Origin of the sequence: Methylobacterium indicum, from assembly GCF_017347565.1 — a bacterium.
Lineage (GTDB): Bacteria > Pseudomonadota > Alphaproteobacteria > Rhizobiales > Beijerinckiaceae > Methylobacterium > Methylobacterium indicum.
In genome coordinates, this window is record NZ_AP024145.1 from 3,274,872 (window position 1) to 3,301,828 (window position 26,957).

Below are 26,957 nucleotides of genomic sequence, written 5' to 3' on the forward strand. Positions count from 1 at the left end.
AGGCATCCGCCGGTCCGAATCCCGGGCTCTCGCCGTCGAGCCCGGGATGATATCGAGGAGGGACGATCCGGGGTCCGCGAAACGACCGGTGACGTGTCGAACGAACCCCGACCCCCTCACCCGTTGCGGAACGTGTAGCTGTAGCCGTTGAGTGCCGGCGCACCGCCGAGATGGGCGTAGAGCACCTTCGAGCCCTTCGGGAAGAAGCCCTTCTGCACGAGGTCGATCATGCCCTGCATCGACTTGCCCTCGTAGACCGGGTCGGTGATCATCGCCTCGAGCCGGGCGGCGAGGCGGATCGCCTCGACGGTCTCCTTCGAGGGCACGCCGTAGACCGGGTAGGCGTAGTCTTCCTTCAACACCACGTCGTCGGCGACGATCTCTCCGGCCCCGATGAGGGCCGCGGTGTTGCGGGCGATCTCCAGCACCTGCGCCTTGGTCTGGGCCGGGGTGCAGGAGGCGTCGATGCCGATGACGTTGCGGGCCCGGCCATCGGCCGAGAAGCCGACCAGCATGCCGGCATGGGTCGAGCCGGTGACGGTGCAGACGACGATATAGTCGAAGTGGAGGCCCATCTCGGCCTCCTGGCGGCGCACCTCCTCGGCGAAGCCGACATAGCCGAGGCCGCCGAACTTGTGCACCGAGGCGCCGGCGGGAATCGCGTAGGGCTTGCCGCCCTTGGCCTTCACGTCCTCGATCGCCTGCTTCCAGCTGTCGCGGATGCCGATGTCGAAGCCCTCGTCGACGAGCTGCGATTCGGCGCCCATGATCCGCGTCAGCATGATGTTGCCGACCCGGTCGTAGACCGCATCCTCGTGCGGAACCCAGGCTTCCTGGATCACCCGGCACTTCATGCCGATCTTGGCCGCCACCGCCGCCACCATGCGGGTGTGGTTCGACTGCACGCCGCCGATCGACACCAGGGTGTCGGCGCCCGAGGCGATCGCGTCCGGCACGATGTATTCGAGCTTGCGCAGCTTGTTGCCGCCATAGGCGAGACCCGAATTGCAGTCGTCGCGCTTGGCGTAGATCTGCACGTCGCCGCCCAGATGCGCGGTCAGGCGCGGCAGGTGCTCGATCGGGGTCGGCCCGAACGTCAGGGGGTAGCGCTCGAACTGCGACAGCATCGAAGGAATCATCGCCGGGGTCCTGTGTGGAAGCCGCTCCAATCATAACCGTGATCCGGTGAAAGGTGCTCTCGAACTTGCCCATGTCGATGCAACGAAACGAGGCAAGAGCCGACATCCTGTGCTAGAGCCGATCACGCAGGAGCCGTGAGACGGAAGGATCTTTCATGGCCGGTGGCCTCGACCGCATCGATCTGAAAATTCTCCGTCTGCTGCAAGAGGATGGCCGCATCGGCAATGCCGAGCTCGCCAAGCGCGTGAACACCAGTCCGGCGACCTGCCACCGCCGCACCCAGCGCCTGTTCGACGAAGGGTATCTCCGGGGTGTCCGCGCCGTGGTGGCGCCCGAGAAGGTCGGGCGCGGCTCCCTGGTCCTCGTCGGGGTGGTGCTCGACCGCTCGACGCCCGAGAGCTTTTCCGCCTTCGAGGCGGCGGCGCTCGCCATGCCGACGGTGCTCGACTGCCACCTCGTCGCCGGCGACTTCGACTACTTCCTCAAGATCCGCGTCTCCGACATGGCCGACTTCAACCGGCTGCACAGCGAGACCCTGATCGCCCTGCCGGGCGTGCGCCAGACCCGGACCTTCTTCGTCATGAAGGAGGTGGTCGACAACGCGCCGCTCAGCCTGTGAGATCGCGGCGGTTGCCGCTGTACGCAGTTTGTTCTATTCGTCAACGAAGACTTGCCCGGAGCCCCGCCCCGGGAGCCCCATCTGGTCATCCGTCTGGGCGGCCCCATCTGGTCACCATCACGGTCGTCAGGGTTCTCGTCCCCGCGGGCTCCCGGCCGGTCCCCGGTCCCATCAAGCCTGGCCGCGCTCCGTCGCTGGCGGCCCGGAGCCCTCCCGCATGGCCTCTCTCGACAAGCTCTTCGACCGTTCCGCGGAGACCCGCGTGATCTCGGTGAGGGGCGCCCGCGAGCACAACCTCAAGAACGTCGACCTGACGATCCCCCGCGACAAGCTGGTGGTGTTCACCGGCCTGTCGGGCTCGGGCAAGTCGTCGCTCGCCTTCGACACCATCTATGCCGAGGGGCAGCGCCGCTACGTCGAATCGCTCTCGGCCTATGCGCGCCAGTTCCTCGAGATGATGTCGAAGCCCGACGTCGACCAGATCGACGGGCTGTCGCCGGCGATCTCGATCGAGCAGAAGACCACCTCGAAGAACCCGCGCTCGACGGTCGGCACCGTCACGGAGATCTACGACTACATGCGCCTGCTCTGGGCGCGGGTCGGCATCCCGTACTCCCCGGCCACCGGCCTGCCGATCGAGAGCCAGACCGTCAGCCAGATGGTCGACCGGGTGCTGGCGCTCCCCGAAAAAACCCGGCTCTACCTGCTGGCCCCGGTGGTGCGCGGCCGCAAGGGCGAGTACCGCAAGGAGATCGCCGAGTTCCAGAAGAAGGGCTTTCAGCGCCTGCGCATCGACGGCGAGTACTACGCCATCGACGACGTGCCGAAGCTCGACAAGAAGCTCAAGCACGACATCGACGTGGTGGTCGACCGGATCGTGGTGAGGGCCGACATGGCCTCGCGGCTCGCCGATTCGTTCGAGACCGCGCTGGAGCTCGCCGACGGCATCGCGGTCGTGTCGTTCGCGGATGCGCCCGAGGACGGCGCGTCCCCCGAGCCGATCACCTTCTCGTCGCGCTTCGCCTGCCCGGTCTCCGGCTTCACGATTCCCGAGATCGAGCCCCGGCTCTTTTCCTTCAACAACCCCTTCGGCGCCTGCCCGACCTGCGGCGGCATCGGCCACGAGATGCGGATCGACCCGACGCTCGTCATCTCCGACGAGGCCCTGAGCCTGTCGCGCGGCGCCGTCGCACCCTGGGCGAAGTCGACCTCGCCCTATTACGGCCAGACCCTGGAAGCCCTGGCGCGGCACTACCGCTTCCGCACCGACGTGGCGTGGTCGAAGCTGACCGAGGCCGCCCGACAGGTGGTGCTCTACGGTTCGGACGGCGACGAGATCCGCTTCGCCTACAATGACGGCTTGCGCGCCTACGAGGTCTCGAAGCCGTTCGAGGGCGTGATCCCGAACCTGGAGCGGCGCTACAAGGAGACCGACAGCGACACCGCCCGGGAAGAGATCGGCCGGTTCATGTCCGAGACGCCGTGCTCGGCCTGCGGCGGCAAGCGCCTGAAGCCCGAGGCCCTGGCCGTCAAGATCGCCGGCTTCGACATCGGCGACGCCACGGTGCTGTCGGTGCGGGACGCCCACCGGTGGTTCGGCGAATTGCCCGGGCACCTGAGCGCGAAGCAGAACGAGATCGCGGCCCGGATCCTGAAGGAGATCCGCGACCGGCTGACCTTCCTGGTCGATGTCGGTCTCGAATACCTCACGCTCGCCCGCGGCTCGGGCTCGCTGTCGGGCGGCGAGAGCCAGCGCATCCGGCTCGCCTCGCAGATCGGCTCGGGTCTGACCGGCGTCCTCTACGTCCTCGACGAACCCTCGATCGGCCTGCACCAGCGCGACAACGAGCGGCTGCTCGGCACGCTCAAGCGCCTGCGCGATCTCGGCAACTCGGTCATCGTGGTCGAGCACGACGAGGACGCGATCCTCCAGGCCGATTACGTCGTCGATGTCGGCCCCGGCGCCGGCATCCATGGCGGGCGGATCGTGGCGCAGGGGACGCCGCCCGAGCTGCTGGCCGACCCGAACTCGCTGACCGCCAAGTACCTCACCGGCGCCCTGTCGGTGCGGGTGCCCAGGACGCGCCGGACGGCGAAGACGGTTCCCGCCGCGACCAAGGGCGGGGCGCCCACGCCGCAGATGCTGCGCCTCGTCGGCGCACGCGGCAACAACCTGAAGAACGTGACCGCCGAGATCCCCCTCGGCACCTTCACCTGCATCACCGGGGTGTCCGGCGGCGGCAAGTCGACGCTCGTCGTCGACACGCTCTACAAGGCGGTGGCGCGCAAGCTCAACGGCGCCCTGGAGCATCCGGCGCCGCACGACCGGATCGAGGGGCTGGAGCATCTCGACAAGGTCATCGACATCGACCAGTCGCCGATCGGCCGGACCCCGCGCTCGAACCCCGCCACCTATATCGGCGCCTTCACGCCGATCCGCGACTGGTTCGCCGGCCTGCCCGAGGCCAAGGCCCGCGGCTACCAGCCCGGCCGGTTCTCGTTCAACGTCAAGGGCGGCCGCTGCGAGGCCTGCTCGGGCGACGGCGTCATCAAGATCGAGATGCACTTCCTGCCCGACGTCTACGTCACCTGCGACGTCTGCAAGGGCAAGCGCTACGACCGCGAGACCCTGGAGGTGAAGTACCGCGAGCGCTCGATCGCCGACGTGCTCGACATGACGGTGGAGGAGGCGGCCGAGCTGTTCAAAGCCGTGCCGGTGATCCGCGAAAAGCTCGAGACCCTGGCCCGGGTCGGCCTCGGCTATGTCCGGGTCGGCCAGCAGGCGACCACGCTCTCGGGCGGCGAGGCGCAACGGGTGAAGCTGTCGAAGGAGCTGTCGAAGCGCGCCACCGGCCGCACCCTCTACATCCTCGACGAGCCGACCACCGGCCTGCATTTCCACGACGTCGCCAAGCTGATGGAGGTGCTCCACGAACTCGTCGACCAGGGCAACAGCGTCGTGGTGATCGAGCACAACCTCGAGGTCATCAAGACCGCCGACTGGGTGATCGACATGGGCCCCGAGGGTGGCGACGGCGGCGGGGTCATCGTCGCGCAGGGTACGCCGGAAGAGATCGCCGAATCGGCGGCGAGCCATACCGGGCGCTTCTTGCGCGAGGTCCTGGCCCGGCGCCCGGCCTTGCCCGCACGGAAGCCGACGGCCGAGAAGGCTGCGGCCGGCAAGCGCCCGCCCGGCAAGACGACTTCCGGCAAGAAGACCCCCGGCAAGCAGGCCGCCGAGTAAGGCAACGAGACGAAAAACACCCGCGAAGCGATGCTTCGGAGGTCGCGAAACGGCCTGTGCACTGCACCAAGCGGGTGTTTTCGTTCCGAAAAGCGTCTCTGTAACGGCGCAATGCAGCCGTCCCGGCATGTGACGGAAATGCGTCATTTGCGCAACGCCTGCGCAGCCGCTGCGTCGCGGATGAGCAAAGGGCTGGCGCTCCGAGCGTGGCTGTTGGAAGATTATCCCGTTCAGACTGCGCAACCCGGCGGGGGCCGTACGAAGCGAGGTGTCGATCCAAGTGCGCAAAGTATAGCGCACGATGTCGACGCATGAGCGGCGGGCCCTGCTTCGCGAGCGGTTGGGAAGGAAATCTCATGGTCAAGCATTGGCTCGCCGCGGGGGCGGCTGCCCTGTCCCTCAGCATGTCGGCGACGGCATCCTACGCGCAGACGACGACGGTGCCCGGCGAGCAGGTCGGCCTGGCGATCGGCGCGCCGCTGCCCGAGGGCGTCTACGCGATCAACACGTTCACCTATCGCAGCCCGGACGGCCCGAACCTCACCTCGACCGACACCGCGGTCAACATCCCGGTCCTGGTCTGGTCGACCCCGTGGAAGGTTCTGGGCGCCCGCGTCGAGCTGGCCGTCGCGCCGCCGACCGTGTTCACCTTTTCCCGCGCGCCGGGCGGCCGCGACACCAGCATCAACGTCGGCACCTTCGTCGGCGGCATCTTCGCCTGGGATCTCGGGAACAACATCGGCGTCAGCTACCTCGCCGGCGTGTACCTCAACGAGCTGAATGCCGGCCGCGGCGGCGGCCTGCCGATCCTGGCCTCGAACACCTATCGCCAGGGCTTCGCCATCAGCTACACCGGCGACGGCTGGAACGTCACCGCCAACCTGACCTACAACTTCTACGACACGCCGGCCCGCTTCAGCGGCCGCAACGGGATCCCGGGCTTCTACGGCAGCCAGTTCCCGACCGACGCCCTCAACCTCGACCTCACCGCGACCAAGAAGTTCGGCAAGTTCGAGATCGGCGCCATCGGCTACGGCACCGCCAACCTGCCGAACCGCGGCCCGCTGGCCTTCGGCGCGCCCTGCGCCGGCAACTTCGCCAGCTGCGGCACGGTGGTGGGCGGCGGCGGCGGGCGCTTCGCGCTGGGCGGCCTCGTCGGCTACGATTTCGGCAAGTTCTCGGTCCAGGCCTGGGTCGCCCGCGACGTCGCCACCTCGGCCCGCCAGATCTCGCCGGTCACCGGTCTCGCGACCAACCGCGAAGCCTACTCGACCGAGGGCTGGTTCCGCGTCGTCGCCCCGCTCTACACCGTGGCGGCGGCGCCCGAGCCGGCTCCGGTCCCGCTCATCCGCAAGTACTGATCGAAAACCGACCGATCGGGACGATCGATCCGCCTCGCCGGTGCGAGGCCCGTCCGGCGCCCGGCTCTTCCCGAGCCGGGCGTTCTGCGTTGCGGGCGCCTGTCGGGCCGGGCCCTGCGACCTATAACGGAACCGTGCGGGCGGGACCGTCCGGTCCAAGACGCACTACGACACGACGCGCGGGGCGCCGAGCCCCGGCAGGAGACCATGATGGCGGCGCCCGGCGACTGGAAGATCCCCTCCGCGGTGCAGCCCCGCCCGGCGGCCTATTCGTACGACCTCGACCAGACCCTGACGGCGATCGTCGCCCTGTCCTCGCGGGTGCCGGACGGCGCCTACACGGCCGAGATTCTCGGGACCGAGCGGGCCGGCAACGGCGTCGTCATCGGCGAGGACGGTTTGGTGCTGACCATCGGCTACCTCATCACCGAAGCCGAGACCATCTGGCTCACCGCCCATGACGGCCGCACCCTGCCCGGCCACGTCGTCGGCTACGACGCCGCCACCGGGCTCGGCCTGGTGCAGGCCCTGGGTTCCCTCGACCTGCCGCACCTGCCGATCGGCAGCGCCGCCTCGCTGCGCATCGGCGACAAGCTGGTGATGGCCGGGGCGGGCGGCCGCTCCCGGTCCGTGGCCGCCGAGGTGGTCGCCGTCCAGGAATTCGCCGGCTACTGGGAATATCTCCTCGACGACGCGATCTTCACCTCGCCCGCCCATCCGCATTGGGGCGGCGCGGCGCTGATCGGCCCGGCGGGCGAACTCACCGGCATCGGCTCGCTCCAGCTGCAACAGAGCGGGCGCGACGGCCGGCCGATCAACATGTCGGTGCCGATCGACCTGCTGAAGCCGATCCTGGCCGACCTGACGACGCTGGGTCGGGTCTCGGGCCCGCCCCGGCCCTGGCTCGGCCTCTACGCCACCGAGATCGACGATCAGGTCGTGGTGATGGGCCTCTCCCCCCGCGCCCCGGCCGAGATCGCCGACCTGCGGGCCGGCGACATCCTGATGGCGGTGGGGCAGTCGGACGTCACCGACCTCGCGAGCTTCCTGCGCGCGGTCTGGGCGCTGGGGCCGGCCGGCATCACCGTGCCCCTGACCGTGCATCGCGACGGCCGGACCCTCAGCATCCCGGTGGTCTCGGCCGATCGCTCGACCTTCCTGGTCACGCCGCGGCTGCACTGAGTTCCGATCGGCGCGAACGGCCGCCGATCGTCCCCGGAAGTCGGGCGCGCGCCGCCGAGAGCCATGCGTCGGCCGGGGGCCGACCTTCCGACATCGGGCCGTCCCGTCCCCCTCCCCTCCGCCAGCGCTCGCGATGGGCGTCTGTGGCACTGCACACTCAGGCGGCACGGCATGCCGTCCCGGTGAGCATGCCGCACGGGCAGGCACCCGTCCGACCGCTCGACGGGCCCCATTCTTCGCGCGTGCAGCATAGTGCCTAAACTCCGGCAAAGACTGCGATTCATGCGCCAGAGTGCTGCCAAATCGGAGGGCAGCGCGGTTTCTTGACGATTCCCTGCGCGCTGCATGTGAATCGTGCATGGCTGGCTTACGCAGTCCCGTCTCACACCACGGCAGCCAACTCCCATATGGTGCGTTGCAACAGAAGCAGGCGGCTAGTGCCGAAACGGTTCGCACCGGGTGCCTGCTCAGAGGTCAAAACCGATGTTCGTCTCCCTCATCCTCAGCAAGATCCGCGCTTACCTCCGCTACCGCGAGACCGTTCACGAGCTGTCGCGTCTGTCCGACCGCGAGCTCGACGATCTCGGCATCAGCCGCTTCGAGATCCAGGGCATCGCCCGCTCGGTCGCGTAAGCGCCCGCCGAGCGTACCAGTCGCGTAGCGTATCCAAGTCGCGTACCGAGTACCCCAAGTCGATCGAAGGCCAATCGGCCACCCATCGTCTCGCGCGCCCGCCCTCTCCGGCGGGCGTTCGCTTGTCCGGGCCCCGCCATCCGCCGCGCTCCGGCGGTGTTGCATCCCCGGCACCCGATCCGATATGCCGCGTCATGTCCGGATCCCATCCCATTCACGTCGTCGGCGGCGGCCTCGCCGGCTCGGAAGCCGCCTGGCAGATCGCCGAGGCCGGCCTGTCCGTGGTGCTGCACGAGATGCGGCCCCTGCGCGGCACCGAGGCCCACCAGACCGACGGCCTCGCCGAGCTCGTCTGCTCCAACTCCTTCCGCTCCGACGACGCGGCGCTCAACGCCGTCGGGCTGCTGCACCAGGAGATGCGCCGCCTCGGCTCGCTGATCATGCGCTGCGGCGACGCCCACCAGGTACCGGCCGGCGGCGCGCTCGCCGTCGACCGCGAGGGCTTCAGCCGCGCGGTCACCGCGGCGTTGGAGGCGCACCCGAACGTCGCCATCGCCCGCGAGGAGATCGACGGGTTGCCGCCGGCCTCCTGGGACAGCGTGATCGTGGCGACCGGCCCGCTCACCGGCGCCGGCCTCGCCGAGGGCATCCGCGGGCTGACCGGCGCCGAGTCGCTCGCCTTCTTCGACGCCATCGCGCCGATCGTGCACCGCGACTCGATCGACATGGGCAAGGCCTGGTTCCAGTCCCGCTACGACAAGGTCGGGCCGGGCGGCACCGGCGCCGACTACATCAACTGCCCCCTCGACCGCGAGCAATACGCCGCCTTCATCCAGGCGCTGGTCGAGGGCGAGAAGACCTCGTTCAAGGAATGGGAGGCCTCGACCCCGTATTTCGACGGCTGCCTGCCGATCGAGGTGATGGCCGAGCGCGGTCCCGAGACCCTGCGCCACGGGCCGATGAAGCCTTTCGGCCTGACCAACCCGCACAACCCGACGGTGAAGGCCTACGCCATCGTGCAGCTGCGCCAGGACAACGCGCTCGGCACGCTCTACAACATGGTCGGCTTCCAGACGAAGCTGCGGCACGCCGAGCAGGTGCGGGTCTTCCGCACGATTCCCGGCCTGGAGAATGCCGAGTTCGCCCGGCTCGGCGGCCTGCACCGCAACACCTATCTCGACAGCCCGCGCCTCCTCGACGCGACCTTGCGGCTCAAGGCCGAGCCGCGCCTGCGTTTCGCCGGCCAGATCACCGGCTGCGAGGGCTACGTCGAGAGCGCGGCGATCGGCCTGATGGCCGGCCGCTTCGCCGCCGCCGAGCGCCAGGGCCGGGCGCTGGAGCCCCTGCCCGTCACGACGGCGCTCGGGGCGCTCATCGGCCACATCACCGGCGGGCATGTCTCCGATGACGGCCTCTCCGTCGAGGAGCCCGGCAAGCCGCGGTCGTTCCAGCCGATGAACGTGAATTTCGGCCTCTTCCCGCCCCTCGACCGGGCCCCGAAGGCGCCGGACGGCAAGCGCCTGCGCGGCTCCGAGAAGGCCCAGGCCAAGAAGCGGGCGATGACCGACCGGGCCCGGGCCGCCCTCGGCGAATGGCTCGGCGAGGCGCCGGCCCCGTTGCCGGCCGAGGCGGCGGAGTAGGCAATGAGCCGCGGAGGAATTCGAAAGATGTCCTTCGCGTCTCCCGTCCCACTCGCAACCTCATCCCGAGGTGCCGGAGCGAAGCGGAGGCCTCGAAGGAGGGCTCCAGACAACGCAGAGAGTTCTGGAGCTCTCCTTCGAGGCTCGTTTCACGCGCACCTCAGGACGAGGTCGGGGGTGGGACAATCCATGACGAGGGACAGACACTGCCGCGGGCGTTATCGCACGGATCGCGCCGCCCGCCACAGCCGCCAGATCCGGCGCCAGTTCGGCATCTCGATCACGGTCGAGAGCGGGTCGTAGCCCGGCCGCTCCATCGCCTTGAGGTAGGTCTCGACCATCGCGACCGGCAGGAAGGCGGGAGCCGCGACGGCGGCGATCGTCGCCCGCTCGGCCGCGTAGGCGGCGAGGTGCCGGCGGGCCAGCGCCCGCAGGTCGGCGCAGGCGCCGGCGAGGCCCGGGCCGCCCCGGCCCGCCACGATGTCCTCGCGGGTGACGCCGTGCGCCTTCAGCACATCGGCCGGCAGGTAGACCTGGCCGCTGCGGGCGTGCCAGGGCAACGCCCGCAACAGCCCGGTCACCGCGTAGGCGACGCCGGCATGTCCGGCCGCGGCGGCGCCCCCGGGCTCCGTGCCGTCCGCCAGGATCAGGCTGCCGAGGCGGATCAGGCAGGAGGCGGTCTCGCCGCAATAGCCCTCGAGGTCGTTCGTCGAGGGCATCGGATCGTCGTAGAGATCGAAGACGCGCGCATCGACGAGATCGACGAGGGGCTGGCGCGGCAGGCGCGCCTTGACCAGGGTGTCGTCGAGGGCGGCAGCGACCGGATGGGCCCGCACGTCGCCCCGCGCCTCGCCCTGGAGCGCGTCGCGCCACCATTGCAGGCGCAGCTCGCCCGGCATGGGGCTCGACACGGCCTCCCGCACCCGCGCCACCTCCAGGCTGAAGGCGGCGAGCGCGTGGAGATGCGGGCGCTTCTCGGCCGGGGCGTAGAGGCTGGCGTACCAGCGGTCGGGATCGCCCTCGCGGACCAGGGTCTCGCAATGGGCGTAGGCCCAGGCCGGATCCCGGGGCTCGGCCTCGCTCATGATGATCTCAGGGTACCGCGATCAGGGCGGCCGCGACCTTGCGGTTCTCGGCCATCAGGATGTTGTAGGTCCGCGCCGCCGCGCCGGTCTGCATCACGTCGAGGCCGATCCCGGCCTGCTTCAGGTGCCGGCGCAGGGAATCGGGCACGAACACGATCTCGGATCCGGTGCCGAGCAGCAGGAGGTTCGCGTCCCCGGCCTCGGCCAGGAGGGGCGCGAGGCTCTCCGGCGTGATCCCGGCCGGGTCGGTCACGTCCCAGGCGCGCACGCCCGAGGGCAGCACCAGGATCGAGCCGCGATGCGACATGTCGGCGAAGCGGAAGCCGCCGCCGCCATAGGTGTCGATCGGGTAGCGGCCCGGGACGAACCCGTCGTGCAGCCGCCCGGACCCGGAGGCTCCCCCGCCGGCCACTACTCGGCCGCCTGCTTCAGGCTGGAAGGATCCCGCGCCTGCGAGCGGGTGCCGCCGGCCTGGAGCCCGATATAGATCAGGAACGGGGTCGAGACGAAGATCGCCGAGTAGGTGCAGATCACCACGCCGGCCAGCATCACGACCGAGAAGCCCTTGATCGCCTCGCCGCCGAACAGAACCAGCGCCAGCAGCGACAGGGCGGTCGACAAAGCGGTCATCACGGTGCGCGACATGGTGGAGTTGATCGAGAGGTTGAGCAGCTCCTCGGTCGGCATGGTCTTGTAGCGCCGCATCAGCTCCCGGGTGCGGTCGAACACGACCACCGTCTCGTTCAACGAGTAGCCGACGATCGTCAGGATCGCGGCGATCGACGTCATGTTGAACTCGATCCGGGTGATGACGAACAGGCCGACCGTGATGACGATGTCGTGCAGGGTGCCGACGATGGCGCCGAGCGCCAGCTCGCGCTCGAACCGGAACCACAGGTAGAGCAGCACCGCCACGACCGACAGGACGACGCCGATCGTGCCCGACTGGACCAGCTCGCCCGAAACGCGGGGGCCGACGGTCTCGACCCGGTCGAAGGCGTAATCCTTGTCGAAGGCGGCATGCGCCTTCTGCATCACGAGGGTCTGCCCGGTCTCGCCGCCGGCCTGGAGCGGGAAGCGCACCGAGATCGAGCCCTGGCCGAGCTCCTGCACCTCGGTCTCGCCGAAGCCGAAATCGTTGGCGGTGTGGCGTACCGCGCCGACATCGGCGGTGACGCCGGCCTTGGGCCGCAACTCGACCAGCGTGCCGCCCTTGAAGTCGATGCCGAAATTGAGCCCGACCTGCAGGAACAGCACCACCGTGGCGACCGAGATGAAGGCCGAGAGCGGGAAGCTGAAGCGCCGCAGGCGCATGAAGTCGAAGTGGGATTCGTCGGGCCAGAGGCGGAGGAGGCGCATCGTCGGTCTCGAAAGGGGTGTGTCGGCGCGCCCCGCTCGGAGCGCAGCGCATGAGACGGGCGGCTCATCGCCGCCCGTCTGCAAAAAAATCAGATCGGCAGGGTCTTCATATCGGGAGAACCTTGGGCCGCAGGCGCTGGTACCACAGGGCGATCATCATCCGGGTCAGGGTCACGGCGGTGATGACCGTGGTCAGGATGCCGAGGATGAACACCACCGCGAAGCCGCGCACCGGCCCCGAGCCCATGAAGAACAGGATCACCGCGGCGATCGCCATGGTGGAGTTCGAATCGACGATGGTGGCGAAGGCGCGGTCGAAGCCGGCCTGGAGCGCCGAGGGGATCGAGCGGCCGGCCCGCACCTCCTCGCGCACGCGCTCGTAGATCAGCACGTTCGAATCGACCGCGGTGCCGATGGTGAGCACGATGCCGGCGATGCCCGGCAGGGTCATGGTGGCTTCCAGCACCGACATCAGGCCGAGGATCAGGCCGACATGGACCAGCAGCGCGATGTTGGCGAAGAGGCCGAACACGCCGTAGGCGGCGAACATCAGCACCACGACGAGGATCGTCGCCACGATGGTGGCGTGCTTGCCGGCCTCGATCGAATCGCGGCCGAGGCCCGGGCCGACGGTCCGGCGCTCGATCACGGTGAGCTTGGCCGGCAGGGCGCCGGCCCGCAGCAGCACCGAGAGGTCGTTGGCCTGCTGCACCGTGAACCGGCCGGAGATCTGGCCCTGGCCGCCGGTGATCGGCTGCAGGATGCGGGGGGCCGACACGACCTCGTTGTCGAGGACGATCGCCATCGCGCGGCCGACATTCTCGCTCGTCGCCTGGCCGAATTTCTGGGCGCCGCGCAGGTTGAACTTGAAGTTGACGATCGGCTCGTTCGACTTCTGGTCGAAGCCCGGCTGGGCGTCGGTCAGGTCGGCGCCATCCGCCATGACGCGGCGCTCCACCGGCACCTTCTGGCCGTTGGCGTCCTTGGAGGGCAGCATGTCGACGTCGCCGGCCGGGCTGTCGGCGAGCATGCGGAACTCGAGCTTGGCGGTCTTGCCGAGCTGTTCCTCGAGGCGGGCGGGATCCTGGAGGCCCGGCACCTGGACCAGGATGCGGTCGGCGCCCTGCTGCTGGATCGACGGCTCGGTGGTGCCGCCGAGATCGACGCGGCGGCGGATCACCTCGATCGCCTGGGAGACCGCGCGCCGCACCCGGGCGTTGAAGCCGGCATCGGTGTAGGTGAGCTGGATCAGGCCGTTCGGCTCCTCGCGCACGTCGAGGGTGCGGGCACCGGTCTGGCCGAGGGTGGCGTCGGTGACGGGCTGCGACAGGGCCTGGAGCTTCGGCAGCGCCTTGGCGCGGGCGGCCTCGTCGGCGATGCGCAGCTGCACGCCGCGGGGCTGGAGCTGGATGCCGCCGTAATTCTGGACGCCGGCTTCGCGCAGGGCCTGGCGCACGTCGTCGCGCAGCCCTTGCGCCATCGTGCGGCCGAGGTCGTTGCGGTCGACCTCCAGCACGATCTGCGAGCCGCCCTGGAGGTCGAGGCCGAGCACGATGGCGCGGGTCGGGACGATCCAGGTCGGGAACCAGGACGGCAGCGACTTGATGAACCCGTTGCGCTGATCGGCCGTGAAGAAGCTCGGCACGGCGAGCATCAGGCCGACCAGGATCACGGCGAGCGTCGCGACGGCTTTCGTGGTGGAGATACGGAGCATCCGCGGCGTCCCAACCGGTCTCGAATGGAGGTCAGATAGGGCGGCCCGGCGCTCGCGGCCGGGCCTCTCCCTGCGTCAGCGAGGTTCAGGCGGCCTGGGATCAGGCGGCCTTGACCGGCTCGCCCTTGGCCCGGACCTCGGCGATCATGGTGCGGACCACCTTGACCTGGACGTTCGGGGCGATCTCGACCTCGATCTCCGGGGCCTCGGTCACCTTGGCGACCCGGCCGACGATGCCGCCGGTGGTCACCACCGTGTCGCCGCGGCGCACGTTCTTGACCATGTCCTGGTGGTCCTTGGCGCGGCGCTGCTGCGGGCGCAGGATCAGGAAGTACATGATCACGAAGATCAGGATGAAGGGGACGACCTGCACGAGGATGTCCGTGCCGCCGGTCGCCCCGGCTCCCTGCGCGAAGGCGGGCGTGATCACTCTCGAGGTCTCCCGAAACAAGACGAAAACGGGCCGGGCGGGTGTCCGCCGGCCTTGCAAAAGCGCGCGGACTATAGCCACCGACGACCCGAAAGCAATTGCGGGGTGGGGTGCGTCCCCGTCCGATCCGACCGGGTTTTCGTCCGCGGTGCCTTGGGATTAAGAGGCGCCACCCGCACGTCCGCCCCTGCGCAAGGAGCCTGCATCCCCCCGATGACCGACCAGACGCCCTCCCCCGCTCCTGATTCCCCGTCGGACCTCATGCCCGTGCTGCTGCGCATCGCCGCGGCCCTGGAGCGCGCCGCCCCGCCGGCGATCCCCGCCCCCGACTTCGCGGCGGCCGACGCCTTCGTGTGGCAGCCCGAGGGGCGGCTGCAGCCGGTGCCGCGGGTCAACCGGGTCGAGATGGGCCTGCTGCGCGGCATCGACCGGGTGCGCGACACCTTGTTCGACAACACCGACCGCTTCGCCCGCGGGCTGCCGGCCAACAACGCGCTCCTGTGGGGCGCCCGCGGCATGGGCAAGTCGTCGCTGGTCAAGGCGGTCCATGCCGAGATCAACGCGCGGGGGCCGGAGCGGCCGCTCAAGCTCGTCGAGATCCACCGCGAGGACATCGAAGGCCTGCCCGCCCTGATGGGATGGCTGCGCCCCGATCCGCACCGCTTCGTGGTGTTCTGCGACGACCTGTCTTTCGATGCCGACGACACCTCGTACAAGTCGCTGAAGGCGGTGCTCGACGGCGGCATCGAGGGCCGGCCCGACAACGTGATCTTCTACGCCACCTCGAACCGGCGCCACATCCTGGCCCGCGACATGATCGACAACGAGCGCGCCACCGCGATCAACCCGGGCGAGGCGGTGGAGGAGAAGGTCTCGCTGTCCGACCGCTTCGGCCTCTGGCTCGGCTTCCACAAGTGCAGCCAGGACGAGTACCTGGCGATGATCGACGCCTATGTCGCCCGCTACGGCCTGACGGTCGCGCCCGAGCAGCTGCGGGCCGAGGCGCTCGAATGGTCGACCACCCGCGGCGCGCGCTCGGGCCGCACGGCGTTCCAGTACATCCAGGATCTCGCCGGGCGGCTGGGTCGGCGGCTCGACTGAGGGGATCAACCCGGGCGCCGCTCGCGCGGCCCCCGGGGGCTGCTCGGAGACCGGGCGGGAGGGCTCAGCCCCCCGCCGCCTCCTCGGCCGCCCGTTCGCGCTCGCGCCGCTTCTCCATCGCGCGGACCGAGACGATCGATGCCTCGTAGAGGAGCAGCATCGGGACCGCGAGGGAGAGCTGGCTGATCACGTCGGGCGGGGTCAGCACCGCGGCGGCGACGAAGACCAGCACGATCGCGTAGCGCCGCCGCTCCTTCAGGAACTTCGAATCGATCAGGCCGACCTGGCCCAGCAGGGTCAGGATCACCGGCAGCTGGAACGCGATGCCGAAGGCGAAGATCAGCGTCATGATGAGCGAGAGATACTCGTCCACCTTGGGCAGAAGCTCGATCGTGGCCTCGCCGGGCTGTCCGATCTGCTGCAGGCTGACCGAGAACTTGATCAGCAGCGGCATCGCCAGGAAGTAGACGACGAGGGCGCCGAGGAGGAAGAAGATCGGCGTGGCGATCAGGTAGGGCAGGAAGGCCCGGCGCTCGTTGCGGTAGAGGCCCGGCGCCACGAAGGCGTAGAGCTGGGTCGCGACCACCGGGAAGGACAGGAAGCCGGCGCCGAACACGCTCAGCTTGATGTTGGTGAAGACCTGCTCGAGGAAATGGGTCGCGATCAGCCGCGCCTTGTCGGCCCCGACCACGCTGACATAGGGATAGACCAGCACGTTGTAGATGTGCTGGGCGAAGAAGAAGCAGATAAAGAACATCACCCCGAAGGCGAGCATCGACTTGATCAGCCGCGAGCGCAGCTCGATCAGGTGCTCGATCAGGGGTGCACGCGAGGCCTCGATCTCGGCTTCGTCGGCCTCGGTCATCATGCGCTGCGGCCCGTGCTGGCGGTATCGGGGGACGTGGACGGCTCCGCCGTGTGGGAACCGGCGGCTTCCGGCGCCGCGCGGGCGGCCTCGGCCTTGAGATGCGCGGTGGCGGCGGCCAGCGCCTCGTGGGTCGGCTTCTCGGCGGCGGGCTCGGGCGGCTGGTAGGCCGGCGGCGCGGCCGGATCGACGGGTGCCGGATCGGGAATCGTCGCGGCGTAGGGGTCGGCCGAGGCGACGAGCGGATCGGAGCCGGGCAGCGCCTGGGTCGTCGGCTTGGTGGCCGCCGTACCGTCCACCGCGCCCTTGATCTCGTTGCGGATGGTCTGGACCGGGTTGAAGCCGGTCGCCGTCGCCGAGGTCACGCTGCGGTTGATGCCCTCGACCTCGCGGCGGACGTCGTCGAGCTCGGCCTCGCGCATCGCCTCGCTGAACTGGCTCTGGAACTCGCCGGCCATGCGCTTGAGGCGGCCGGTGACCTGGCCCACGGTGCGCAGGGCCCTGGGCAGGTCCTTGGGGCCGATGACGACGAGCGCGACGCCGCCGATCAGCATCACCTCGCCCCAACTCATATCGAACATGGCGTGACGGCCCTGCTACTCGCGCGGCGCGACTCTCGGGCGGGCGCCCCGCGCGGGCTGTCTAGCACGCCGCGGCGCCGGCGCCAGTCGGCGCCGCGCAGGTTCCGGTTGAGAGGCGGGGCCCGCGGGCGGTCCTGCGCCGGCCTGGAGGTGCTCGATGCGGACGGGGCGGCCGGCCTGGCCGCGCGCACCCCTCCACGATGGCGGCGGCTCAGCCGACCTTGTGGTCGGTGTTCGGCTGGGGGGTGAGCGGCGGCATCTGGGCGGTCGGCACGGTGTGCGGCGCGGCAGTCGGCGCGTGGACCGGCTGCACCGGAGCGGGGTGCACGACCGGGGGCGGGACCTGAACCGGCGGGATCGGCGCGTGGGGCACCTGCGCGGTCGTGGTCGGGGCCTGCTCGTCGTCGGCCATGCCCTTCTTGAAGGCCTTGATGCCCTTGGCGACGTCGCCCATCAGATCGGACACCTTGCCGCGCCCGAACAGCAGCATGATGATCACGCCGACGACGATCCAGTGCCAGATACTCGCGCCGCCCATGGTTCTCTCCCGCGCAGCGTCAGCTTCGCTGCCGCACTCGTCACGGGGCGTTCTCGCACGCCCCAAACCTCTGATCCCGCACGCTCATCGTCGCCGCACCGGCTGAGCCGAGCGCGCACGGTCCGGCCGGAACCTAAGGACGCGAAGAGGCGAAAACAAGCGTTTCCTCCGGCGCTTCCTCAGAGACGGACGGAATGACCACCGGGGATTTCATGCGATCAGCTCGCCCTCGCCGGACGGCGGATCGTCGTCCGGATCGGCGCCGTCGCCCGGCTGCGGCACCCGGAAGCCGGCCGGCAGCCGTCCCTCGATCAGGCCGAGGCCCTTCAGCTCGTCGAGGCCCGGCAGGTCGGAAATCGCATCGAGGCCGAAATGGTCGAGGAAGGCCGGGGTGGTGCCGTAGGTCACTGGTCGCCCCGGCGTGCGGCGCCGGCCGCGCAGGCGCACCCAGCCGGTCTCCAGCAGGAGGTCGAGGGAGCCCTTGGAGGTGGTGACGCCGCGAATCTCCTCGATCTCGGCCCGGGTCACCGGCTGGTGGTAGGCGACGATCGCCAGGGTCTCGAGGGCCGCCCGCGACAGCCTGCGCGGCTCGGGCGCGTCGCCCCGCAGGGCGCCCGCGAGGTCGGGGGCGGTGCGGAAGGCGTAGCCGCCGGCCACCCGGACGAGCGTGAGCCCGCGCGTCGCGTAGGCCCGGGCGATCTCGGCGACGACCGCCGGCACGTCGGTGCCGGGCGGCAGCCGGGCGGCGAGCGCGGCCGGCCCGAGCGGCACCGGCGCGCTGAAGATCAGCGCCTCGGCGAGGCGCACGGCCTGCGAGGGAACGGGCGGCTCGGTCGGGCGGGGAGGTCTTGCGCTCACGGCCCGGCCGCGCGGATCTGGATCGGCGCGTAGGGGGCGTCCTGGCGCAGGAGGAGCCGGCCCTCGCGGGCGAGTTCGAGCACCGCCGAGAGCGAGGAGGCGCGCACCGTGGCGCGGCTCTTCGGGTCGGCGAGGTACCGGGCGAGGCAGGAATCGAGATCGGTCCAGTCGTCCCAGGGGCCGATCAGGCGCTCCAGCGCGGTCCGGGCGTCGATCAGCGACCACACGTTGCGCGGCGGCAGGGTGACCTGCGCCCCGGCTCGCTCCTGGCACTGGCGGGCATAGGCGGCGATGAGGTCGTGCAGGGAGACGGCGAAGGACCCGCCCTCCCCCGCCTCGGGCTCCGGCAGGGGGGCGGCGCGGCCGAAGACGTCGCGGCCGAGCTGGGTACGCTCCGAGAGCATCAGGGCGGCGGCCCGGATGGCTTCGAGCCGGCGCAGCCGCAGGGCCAGGGCCTCGGCGAGATCGCCGGCCGCGGGCTCAGGGCCGCGGGGCGGGGCCGGCAGCAGCAGCCGCGACTTGAGGTAGGCGAGCCAGGCCGCCATCACCAAGTAATCCGCCGCCAGTTCGAGCCGCAGGCGCCGCGCCTCGTCGATGAAGGCGAGGTACTGCTCGACGAGCGCCAGGATCGAGATCCGGGCGAGATCGACCTTCTGGCGGCGCGCCAGTTCCAGCAGCAGGTCGAGGGGGCCCTCGAAGCCGTCGACGTCGACCACGAAGGCCGCGCCCTCGGGCGCGTCCTCGTCGGTCTCCCGCGCGGCCTCGTCCGCCCTCATCGCCGCGTCCCGTCAGGCCGCGTCGGCGAGCCCGGCATCGAGGCGGGCGCGGGCTTCCATCGGGTCGAAGGACGCCGTGTCGGGCGCGAGGCGCGCCAGGGCGGCCTCGGCCCGGCGCAGGGCCTCGCCGGCGAGGGACGGCGCCGCCGCCACGACCTCCTCCATCTCGGCCCGGACGCCGTTGCAGTGCAGGCCGACGTCGCAGCCGGCCCGGAAGGCGGCGGCGGCGCGGTCGCGGAACCCGCCGGCGAGCGCGTTCATCGAGAGGTCGTCGGTCATCAGCAGGCCGTCGAACCCGATGCGGCCGCGCACGATCTCGCGGATCACCGTCGCGGAGGTCGTGGCCGGGTTGTCGGGATCGAGGGCGCGGAACACGACGTGGGCCGACATCGCCATCGGCAGGTCGGCGAGCGCCCGGAACGGCTGGAAGTCGTGGGCGTCGAGCTCGCCCGGGGTCGCCTCGACCACCGGCAGGGCGTGGTGGCTGTCGGCCCCGGCGCGGCCGTGGCCGGGGACGTGCTTCATCACCGGCAGCACGCCGCCGGCCATCAGGCCCTCGGCCACCGCGCGGCCGAACGCCGCCACGACCGCCGGCTCGGTGCCGTAGGCCCGGTCGCCGATGACGTCGTGGGCGCCCGGCACCGGCACGTCGAGCACCGGCGCGCAATCGACGTTGATGCCGACCGAGGCGAGGTCGTGCGCCATCAGGCGGGCGCCGAGATGGGCGAGCGCCGGGCCGTTCTCCGGGCCGCCGGCGCGCAGGTAGGTCCGGCCGGCCGGGTAGGCGTTCCAGTGCGGACGGGTCATGCGCTGCACGCGCCCGCCCTCCTGGTCGATCAGGATCGGCGCATCGGCCCGGCCGATGGTCTCGCGGAGCGCCGCCGTGAGGGCGCGGACCTGCTCCGGGCTCTCGATGTTGCGCTTGAACAGGATGAAGCCCCAGGGCTGCGCCTCGCGGAAGAAGGCGGCCTCGTCGGCGCTCAGGGTCGGGCCGGCGCAGCCAAGGATCAGGGCAAGGCTCGTCATCGACGGCGATTCTCGTCGGTTCGGGGGCTGGAACGGGGAGCCCACCCCGCCCGCTGCCAGGGGCATCGGGGAGCGGGACGGGCGATTCGAGGAAGAGGAATCTAGCGCGCTTCGCCGGTGCGGAGCTGTCGGCGGAGCGCCACAGCGGCAGGGTTTCCCCGGCCCGGCCGAAGCGGGAAGCCTCCCTTCGGAGGCATCCGGTTCAGGCGCTCGACAGGCTCAGTTCTCGCCGGCTCAGTTCGTACCGGTTCAGTTCTTGGCGACGAAGCAGGCCGCTCCCGCCGACTTGAGCTTGCCGCACAGGCCGTCGGCGCTCTCCTTCGACATCGGCCCGACGCGGACGCGATAGATCGACTTGCCGTTGACCTCGGCCTGGCGGATCAGCGGCGACTGGTTGCCGAGCACGGCGGCGTAGCGCTCGCGGGCCTGCTTGAAGGCGACCTCGGCCTCCTTCTCGGTGGCGCGCACCGAGAGCTGGACCGAGAAGCCGCCGACCGGCGCCTGGGGCGTCGGCATCGCCTGGGTGGTGGTGGGCGGCTCGGCGGAAGCGACGCGCTGCGGCGGCCTGGGCGCCGGTGTCTCGGGCGCCGGGGCCTCGGCCGCCGCGGCCGGGGTCTGCGGGGCGATCGGCACGACCCGGGCGCTGCTGCGCGGCGTCACCGGGGCCGGGGCCGGGGTCGAGCCGGTAGCCTCGGTCGGCAGGGTCATGGTCGGGATCGGCGAGGCGGCGGCGCCTTGCGCCTGCGCGGCCTTCTGCTGGGCCTCCTGGGCGGCGCGCTGGGCCTCGGCCGGCGACGGCTCGGGCCGCACCGAGACGGTGCGCACCCGGCGCGGCTCGCCGAGCGATTCGGTCAGCGCGTTGCCGGGGGTGGCGGGCGAGGCGGAGGGGCCGGCCTCGGCCACGAGGGCCCGGGCCGCCTGCTTCACGTCGAGGGGCTGTTCCTCGCGGTTGACGATGCGGATCTGCCCATCCTTGGCGGTGGTGCCGCGCTCGTAGATCTGCTTGTTCTGGTCCGGGATCTCGACGCCGCCGGCATTCTGCGGCGCGACCTTGAGCGGCGCCTGATCGGCCATGACCAGGATCGGCGCGCCGGAGCGGCCGTGATGGAAGGCCTTCCAGGTCAGCGCGCCGCCGATCGACGCCGCCACGATGCCGAGCGCGGTGCCGACGAGGGCGATGCGCCGGCGGCCGCGGGGCCGCGGTTCGGCGGCGAGGGCGGGCTCCGCCTCGCCGGCCACGGGGACCGGATCGGCGACGGCCTCGTGCTCGGAGGCGGCGAGGTACTGGTTGAAGGCCCCGGCCGGCGGGTGCGACGGGGCGGCCATCGTGGGCTCGGACCGGCCGGCGGCGAGGGCGCCCGCCGGTGCGGAGAAGCCCGCCTCGCCGTAGCTCGGCAGCACCGGCTCGACGCGGCCGCGGCTTTCCGCATTGCGGGTCGCCTCCTTGGCTTCCTTGGCCTCGAGCAGGGCGCGGAACGGATCGTCCTGGCCGACGATGCGGGCGAGTTCGGCGAGCGGATCGGGCCGCGCGCCGGGCTGGGCGGGGGTCGGCTGCCGATCGTGCTCGAAGCCGTCGTAGTCGACGGGAACCCGGGAAGCATTCGTCGTCATGGCAGCACCATCCTGTTCGCCCTCACGTCACCTCGCGGCGCTGAATCAGGCCGGCTCGGCGACATCGGCCGCCCACCCCGATATGGGGAGGGCGGCCGGCAGATCCCATCGCTCGCGTCCCGCCGCGAAGGCGCCTTCGCACCCTCCGCGGCGTCCGGTCGCGCGCCGATCCCGGCGCCGAGCCTCAGCGCATCTCGTCGGGTGCACCGACGCCGAGGATCCCGAGATTGGACGCGACCACGCCCTTGAGGGCGGCGACGAGGGCCAGCCTCGCCTCCGTGGACTTTCTGTCGGTTTGATTAACAAACCGTAATTGCGGCAAGTCTTTGCCCTTGTTCCAGAAACTATGGAACGCGCTGGCCAGCTCGTAGAGGTGGAAGGCGAGGCGATGCGGCTCGTGGGCGGCGGCCGCCGCCTCGATCACGCGAGGCACCTGGGCGATCAGGCGCATCATGTCGAGCTCGCCCGAATCGGTGAGGCCCGACAGGTCGGCCCGCGCCAGGGCGGCCGGCGACAGGTCGAGATCGGGAAACGCCTCGCGGGCCTGGCGGAACACCGAGGCGGCGCGGGCATGCGCGTACTGGACGTAGAAGACCGGGTTGTCCTTCGACTGCTCGACCACCTTGGCGAGGTCGAAATCGAGGGTGGCGTCGTTCTTCCGGTACAGCATCATGAAGCGCACGGGGTCGCGGCCGACCTCGTCGATCACCTCGCGCAGGGTGACGAACTCGCCCGCCCGCTTGGACATCTTCACCGGCTCGCCGCCGCGCAGGAGCCGCACCAGCTGGCACAGCTTGACGTCGAGGGCCGCCTTCCCGTCCGAGACCGCCTTCACGGCGGCCTGCATGCGCTTGACGTAGCCGCCGTGGTCGGCGCCGAGCACGTCGATCAGCTCGACCGCGCCGCGCTCGACCTTGGAGCGGTGATAGGCGATGTCCGAGGCGAAGTAGGTGAAGCTGCCGTCGGACTTCAGCAGCGGCCGATCAATGTCGTCGCCGAAGGCGGTGGCCCGGAACAGCGTCTGCTCGCGGTCCTCCCAATCCTCCGGCAGCTGGCCCTTGGGCGGGGGCAGCCGGCCCTCGTAGACGAGGCCCTTCTCGCGCAGGTCGGCGATCAGCGCCGCGACGGCACCGCCCTCGCCCCCGGCCTGGAGCGTGCGCTCGGAGAAGAAGACGTCGTGATGGATGCCGATGGCCGCCAGATCTTCGCGGATGCGGTCCATCATCCGGTCGATGGCGAAGTCGCGCACCAGCGGCAGCCACTCGGCCTCGGGCTTGTCGCGCAGCGTCTCGCCGTACTGCGCCTTCAGGGCCTCGCCGACCGGCACGAGGTAGTCGCCCGGATAGAGCCCCTCGGGGATCGTCACCGTCTCGCCGAGGGCCTCGCGGTAGCGCAGGAAGGCCGAACGGGCGAGCACGTCGACCTGGGCGCCGGCATCGTTGATGTAGTACTCGCGGGTCACGTCGCGGCCGGCCGCGACGAGGAGGTTCGCCAGCGCGTCGCCGAACACCGCGCCGCGGCCGTGGCCGACATGCATCGGCCCGGTCGGGTTGGCCGAGACGTACTCGACGTTGACCCCGCCCGGCACCGTGGCGCCGCGGCCGTAGGCGTCGCCGTCGCGCAGCGCCGCCCGCACCACCTCGCCGTAGATCGAAGGGTTCAGCCGGAGGTTGATGAAGCCCGGCCCGGCGACGCTGGCTTCCGTCACCCTGGGGTCGGTGCGCAGGTCGGCGGCGAGCGCCTCGGCGAGCGCCTTCGGGTTGGTGCGGGCCTCCTTGGCGAGGACCAGGGCGGCATTGGTGGCGAGGTCGCCGTGGCTCGAATCGCGCGGCGGCTCGACCACCACGCGGGCGCGGTCCAGCCCCTCCGGGAGGGTGCCGGCGCGGGTGAGCGTCTCGAGCGCCTCGCCGATGCGGGCCTCGAAGGCGGCGAAGATGTTCATGCGTTGACCAGTTCTGCAAAGTTCGGGCCGGCCGGGGCGGAGGGCCCCCAGCCTGCACGGGGCGCTCTTCTCACGCCGGGGCGGCCGGCTGCAAGCGGGGCTGAGATGGGATCGGGTCGCCACGCCGGACGCATGGCACATCGCTCCCCCGCAGCCGCATGGGAATGGTGGCGCGGAACCAGAGCCGCATCTCTCAAGGTCGCTCATGCGCCGCAGCGCGAGATTTTTCGTAAACGCCTTGCGCTACGTCGACAAGTTCATCGAACTGCACCGGTACGATTATTGATCTGTTGATTTGCGCTCAAAATGCGTTCCAGATCAGGGAAAAATGGTTAATCAATCGTTAAATATCGTGAAATCCCTGTTAAGACACCACAATGCATTATGCGGCACAATTTTTTTCTGAACCTTGAAGCAGGCGGCGAGAATGTTATCGTCTTTGCAGGCGACACACCCTTCCAGTCGCGACGGCTCCGTGGCGAGCGGAGCTTGTGGCGGATTTTGCCGGACGTCACCGAAACCCGCGAGGGCTGAGCAGGCATGGCTGGAAGGGAGGTGAACGGCGTGATCGGATTTCCGATGATCACCGTCATCGTTGCCAAAAACCCGACCGGATGGTCTGTGACCATCACGATCGGGCTCTGGTAGCGGCCTAGCAAGTCGCCTAACGAGGGTCGCGGCTGCCACCGCGGCCCTCACTCGCTGAAGATAGGCCCGGTGGGCCATCCGATCAATTGTTTGACACGGCCATCGCGCAAGAAACATTTGGCTGCCGAATAACCGCTGGCTGAATTTGGTCGGCCGGTTTCTCTGGCTGGCAAACGGGACACCCAAATGAAGCGTCGGCACATCGACCTCAAGGGGCTTGCCTGCGCGTCGATCTCCCCCGAATCTCGTCTATGAGTGCACGGCGATCTCGGCACCGTGAACGGAGCGGCCGCGGCCGACGATACCGTTCATGACGACATGAAAAAGGGTTGGCTGTCGGCGCCAACGTGTGGGTTGGTCGTAGCCGTGGGCGGCAGGCTCCTCCCTTGTCGCGGCGTAGCCGATGCTGCAAAGCGTCCTGGCGTCATCGCCGGACTCTCCGGCCCTTCAGAGACAAACGATTCGGACCGCGCCATGCACGACATCCGGGCCATCCGCGACAACCCGGCGATCTTCGACAAGGGGCTGGCGAGCCGCGGGCTGGAGCCGCTCTCGGCCGAGCTGATCGGCCTCGACGATGCCCGCAAGGCCGCGATCTCGGCGGCGCAGGGCGCCCAGGAGAAGCGCAACGCCCTGTCGAAGGAGATCGGCGCGGCCAAGAAGGCGAAGGACGAGGCCCGGGCCCAAGCGCTGATGGCCGAGGTCGCCCGCCTCAAGGAGGAGGCGCCGGCGCTCGATGCCGCCGCCGACGCGGCGGGCAAGGCGCTCGCCGAGCGCCTGGCGGCGATCCCCAACCTCCCGGGTCCCGGCGTGCCGGAGGGCCGCGACGAGCACGACAACGTCGAGAAGAGCCTGTTCGAGGGCCGTGGCCTCGCGCAAGAAGGCCGCCAGCATTTCGAGCTCGGCGAGGCCACCGGCCTGATGGACTTCGAGGCCGCCGCGAAGCTCTCCGGCTCGCGCTTCGTGGTGCTCAAGGGCCAGCTCGCCCGGCTGGAGCGAGCGCTCGGCCAGTTCATGCTCGACCTGCACACGGGCGAGCACGGCTATACCGAGGTGGCGCCGCCGCTCCTGGTGCGCGACGAGGCGATGTTCGGCACCGCGCAACTGCCGAAGTTCCGCGACGACCAGTTCGCGGCGGTCCAGGGCACGCCCGAGATCGCCCAGGAGAGCGGCGCGCCGAACCGCTGGCTGATCCCGACCGCCGAGGTGCCGCTCACCAACCTCGTGCGCGAATCGATCCTCGCCGAGGACGAGCTGCCGCTCCGCTTCACGGCGCTCACCCCCTGCTTCCGGGCCGAGGCCGGGGCGGCGGGCCGCGACACCCGCGGCATGCTGCGCCAGCACCAGTTCAGCAAGGTCGAGCTCGTCTCGGTCACTGCGCCCGAGCGCTCGACCGAGGAGCACGAGCGGATGCTGTCCTGCGCCGAAGCCGTGCTGAAGCGCCTCGACATTCCGTTCCGGGTCGTCACGCTCTGCACCGGCGACATGGGATTCGCCGCCGCCAAGACCTACGACATCGAGGCCTGGCTGCCGGGCCAGAAGACCTATCGCGAGATCTCGTCCTGCTCGGTCTGCGGCGACTTCCAGGCCCGCCGGATGGAGGCGCGCTACCGCCCGAAGGAGGGCAAGGGCGTGGCTTACGTCCACACCCTGAACGGTTCGGGCGTCGCGGTCGGCCGCGCGCTGATTGCCGTGATGGAGAACTACCAGAACCCCGACGGCAGCATCACGGTCCCGTCGGCCCTCGCGCCCTACATGGGCGGCCTCACCCGCATCGAAGGACAGCGCTGATGCGCATTCTCGTCACCAACGACGACGGCATCCACGCGCCGGGCCTGCGCTGCCTGGAGGAGATCGCCGGGCAGCTCTCGGACGACGTCTGGGTCGTCGCGCCGGAGACCGACCAGAGCGGCGTGTCGCACTCGCTGTCGCTCAACGATCCCCTGCGCCTGCGCCAGGCCGGCGAGAAGCGCTTCGCGGTGAAGGGCACGCCCTCCGACTGCATCATCATGGGCATCCGCCATCTCCTGAAGGATCACGGGCCCGACCTCGTGCTGTCCGGCGTCAACCGCGGCCAGAACGTCGCCGAGGACGTGACCTATTCGGGCACCATCGCGGGCGCCATGGAGGCGACGATCCTCGGCGTGAAGGCGGTGGCGCTGAGCCAGGCCTACGGCATCGGCGGGCGCGCCAACGTGAAGTGGCACACCGCCGCCCGGCACGGCGCCGCGACGGTGCGGCGGATCCTCGATGTCGGGATCGAGCCCGGCATCCTGGTCAACGTCAACTTCCCCGATTGCGAGCCCGACGACGTGAAGGGCCTCGCGGTGGCGGCGCAGGGCGTACGCAATCAGGCCCTGCTGTCGATCGACGAGCGGATGGACGGGCGCGGCAACCCGTATTTCTGGCTCGCCTTCGCCAAGGCGCGGTTCGAGCCGGGCCACGGCACCGATTTGAAGGCGATCGCCGACGGCTTCATCTCGGTAACCCCGCTGCGCCTCGACCTCACCGACGAGCCGACGCTGACGCGCTACGCCCAGGCCCTCGCGTGAACGCCGCGCCGCCGGCCGGAGAGCCCGGGACGGAACCGGGTCGAGAATCGGG

23 protein-coding genes are annotated in these 26,957 nt (G+C 70.4%); 9 read left to right on the forward strand and 14 right to left on the reverse strand.

Annotated elements, in window-relative coordinates; all coding sequences use genetic code 11:
* Positions 1–116: 116 nt before the first annotated feature.
* The gene (locus tag miv_RS15320) at positions 117–1,127 is read right to left on the reverse strand and encodes a 1-aminocyclopropane-1-carboxylate deaminase (RefSeq protein ID WP_207183507.1); all 1,011 of its coding nucleotides are present in this window, start codon (positions 1,125–1,127) and stop codon (positions 117–119) included.
* Positions 1,128–1,294: 167 nt separating this feature from the next.
* Here miv_RS15320 and miv_RS15325 point away from each other — a divergent pair, with 167 nt between their 5' ends.
* From miv_RS15325 to trmFO, 6 genes are all read left to right on the forward strand, one after another.
* Positions 1,295–1,759, forward strand: a complete 465-nt coding sequence (locus miv_RS15325) for an Lrp/AsnC family transcriptional regulator (RefSeq protein ID WP_207183337.1) — start codon at positions 1,295–1,297, stop codon at positions 1,757–1,759.
* Positions 1,760–1,976: 217 nt separating this feature from the next.
* On the forward strand, positions 1,977–5,003 hold the full coding sequence (gene uvrA / locus miv_RS15330; protein WP_207183338.1) for an excinuclease ABC subunit UvrA: 3,027 nt from the start codon (positions 1,977–1,979) through the stop codon (positions 5,001–5,003).
* A 356-nt stretch (positions 5,004–5,359) separates the two neighbouring features.
* The gene (locus tag miv_RS15335; protein WP_058617865.1) at positions 5,360–6,364 is read left to right on the forward strand and encodes a transporter family protein; all 1,005 of its coding nucleotides are present in this window, start codon (positions 5,360–5,362) and stop codon (positions 6,362–6,364) included.
* Between the two features lie 210 nt (positions 6,365–6,574).
* A complete protein-coding gene (locus miv_RS15340) occupies positions 6,575–7,546 on the forward strand; it encodes a S1C family serine protease (protein ID WP_048425530.1) in 972 nt (323 codons plus the stop codon).
* 483 nt (positions 7,547–8,029) lie between these two features.
* Positions 8,030–8,179, forward strand: a complete 150-nt coding sequence (locus miv_RS15345; RefSeq protein ID WP_082172100.1) for a DUF1127 domain-containing protein — start codon at positions 8,030–8,032, stop codon at positions 8,177–8,179.
* A 194-nt stretch (positions 8,180–8,373) separates the two neighbouring features.
* Positions 8,374–9,819 (forward strand): methylenetetrahydrofolate--tRNA-(uracil(54)-C(5))-methyltransferase (FADH(2)-oxidizing) TrmFO, encoded by a 1,446-nt coding sequence (gene trmFO, locus miv_RS15350; RefSeq protein WP_207177728.1) that lies wholly within the window; start codon positions 8,374–8,376, stop codon positions 9,817–9,819.
* Positions 9,820–10,037: 218 nt separating this feature from the next.
* On the opposite strand, the gene miv_RS15355 is transcribed toward trmFO, so the two are convergent.
* From miv_RS15355 to yajC, 5 genes are all read right to left on the reverse strand, one after another.
* Positions 10,038–10,904, reverse strand: a complete 867-nt coding sequence (locus miv_RS15355; protein WP_207177729.1) for a phytoene/squalene synthase family protein — start codon at positions 10,902–10,904, stop codon at positions 10,038–10,040.
* A 7-nt stretch (positions 10,905–10,911) separates the two neighbouring features.
* On the reverse strand, positions 10,912–11,316 hold the full coding sequence (locus miv_RS15360; protein WP_244748537.1) for an Mth938-like domain-containing protein: 405 nt from the start codon (positions 11,314–11,316) through the stop codon (positions 10,912–10,914).
* Positions 11,316–12,263: a protein translocase subunit SecF gene (gene secF / locus miv_RS15365; protein ID WP_048425525.1), complete on the reverse strand. Its 948-nt coding sequence runs from the start codon at positions 12,261–12,263 to the stop codon at positions 11,316–11,318. Before secF ends, miv_RS15360 begins: the two co-directional genes overlap by 1 nt.
* A gap of 106 nt (positions 12,264–12,369) precedes the next feature.
* Positions 12,370–13,977 carry a protein translocase subunit SecD gene (secD, locus tag miv_RS15370; protein WP_048425524.1) on the reverse strand — a complete coding sequence of 536 codons (1,608 nt, stop codon included), beginning with the start codon at positions 13,975–13,977 and terminating at the stop codon, positions 12,370–12,372.
* A gap of 100 nt (positions 13,978–14,077) precedes the next feature.
* Positions 14,078–14,407 carry a preprotein translocase subunit YajC gene (gene yajC, locus miv_RS15375; protein WP_048425523.1) on the reverse strand — a complete coding sequence of 110 codons (330 nt, stop codon included), beginning with the start codon at positions 14,405–14,407 and terminating at the stop codon, positions 14,078–14,080.
* Between the two features lie 213 nt (positions 14,408–14,620).
* Here yajC and miv_RS15380 point away from each other — a divergent pair, with 213 nt between their 5' ends.
* Complete coding sequence (locus miv_RS15380) at positions 14,621–15,508, forward strand: ATP-binding protein (protein ID WP_207177730.1); 888 nt, start codon at positions 14,621–14,623, stop codon at positions 15,506–15,508.
* A gap of 64 nt (positions 15,509–15,572) precedes the next feature.
* On the opposite strand, the gene tatC is transcribed toward miv_RS15380, so the two are convergent.
* The 8 genes from tatC to argS form a co-directional block, all read right to left on the reverse strand.
* On the reverse strand, positions 15,573–16,376 hold the full coding sequence (gene tatC, locus miv_RS15385; protein WP_048425521.1) for a twin-arginine translocase subunit TatC: 804 nt from the start codon (positions 16,374–16,376) through the stop codon (positions 15,573–15,575).
* On the reverse strand, positions 16,373–16,954 hold the full coding sequence (gene tatB / locus miv_RS15390) for a Sec-independent protein translocase protein TatB (protein WP_048425520.1): 582 nt from the start codon (positions 16,952–16,954) through the stop codon (positions 16,373–16,375). The genes tatC and tatB overlap by 4 nt, the downstream gene beginning before the upstream one ends.
* A gap of 211 nt (positions 16,955–17,165) precedes the next feature.
* The gene (locus miv_RS33380) at positions 17,166–17,492 is read right to left on the reverse strand and encodes a twin-arginine translocase TatA/TatE family subunit (RefSeq protein WP_082713792.1); all 327 of its coding nucleotides are present in this window, start codon (positions 17,490–17,492) and stop codon (positions 17,166–17,168) included.
* A gap of 210 nt (positions 17,493–17,702) precedes the next feature.
* Positions 17,703–18,350 (reverse strand): SMC-Scp complex subunit ScpB, encoded by a 648-nt coding sequence (gene scpB / locus miv_RS15400; RefSeq protein WP_207177731.1) that lies wholly within the window; start codon positions 18,348–18,350, stop codon positions 17,703–17,705.
* Positions 18,347–19,126: a segregation and condensation protein A gene (locus tag miv_RS15405; RefSeq protein WP_207177732.1), complete on the reverse strand. Its 780-nt coding sequence runs from the start codon at positions 19,124–19,126 to the stop codon at positions 18,347–18,349. Before miv_RS15405 ends, scpB begins: the two co-directional genes overlap by 4 nt.
* Before the next feature lie 12 nt (positions 19,127–19,138).
* Positions 19,139–20,152 carry a beta-N-acetylhexosaminidase gene (gene nagZ, locus miv_RS15410; RefSeq protein WP_207177733.1) on the reverse strand — a complete coding sequence of 338 codons (1,014 nt, stop codon included), beginning with the start codon at positions 20,150–20,152 and terminating at the stop codon, positions 19,139–19,141.
* Positions 20,153–20,401: 249 nt separating this feature from the next.
* Entirely contained in the window at positions 20,402–21,763 is a 1,362-nt protein-coding gene (locus tag miv_RS15415; RefSeq protein WP_207177734.1) for an SPOR domain-containing protein, read from the reverse strand.
* Positions 21,764–21,947: 184 nt separating this feature from the next.
* Positions 21,948–23,705: an arginine--tRNA ligase gene (argS, locus tag miv_RS15420; RefSeq protein ID WP_207177735.1), complete on the reverse strand. Its 1,758-nt coding sequence runs from the start codon at positions 23,703–23,705 to the stop codon at positions 21,948–21,950.
* A 1,122-nt stretch (positions 23,706–24,827) separates the two neighbouring features.
* On the opposite strand from argS, the gene serS reads away from it, so the two are divergent.
* Positions 24,828–26,144, forward strand: coding sequence for a serine--tRNA ligase (gene serS, locus miv_RS15425; RefSeq protein WP_048425715.1), 1,317 nt, complete (start codon positions 24,828–24,830; stop codon positions 26,142–26,144).
* Positions 26,144–26,905 (forward strand): 5'/3'-nucleotidase SurE, encoded by a 762-nt coding sequence (gene surE / locus miv_RS15430; protein ID WP_048425716.1) that lies wholly within the window; start codon positions 26,144–26,146, stop codon positions 26,903–26,905. The genes serS and surE overlap by 1 nt, the downstream gene beginning before the upstream one ends.
* Positions 26,906–26,957: the final 52 nt, after the last annotated feature.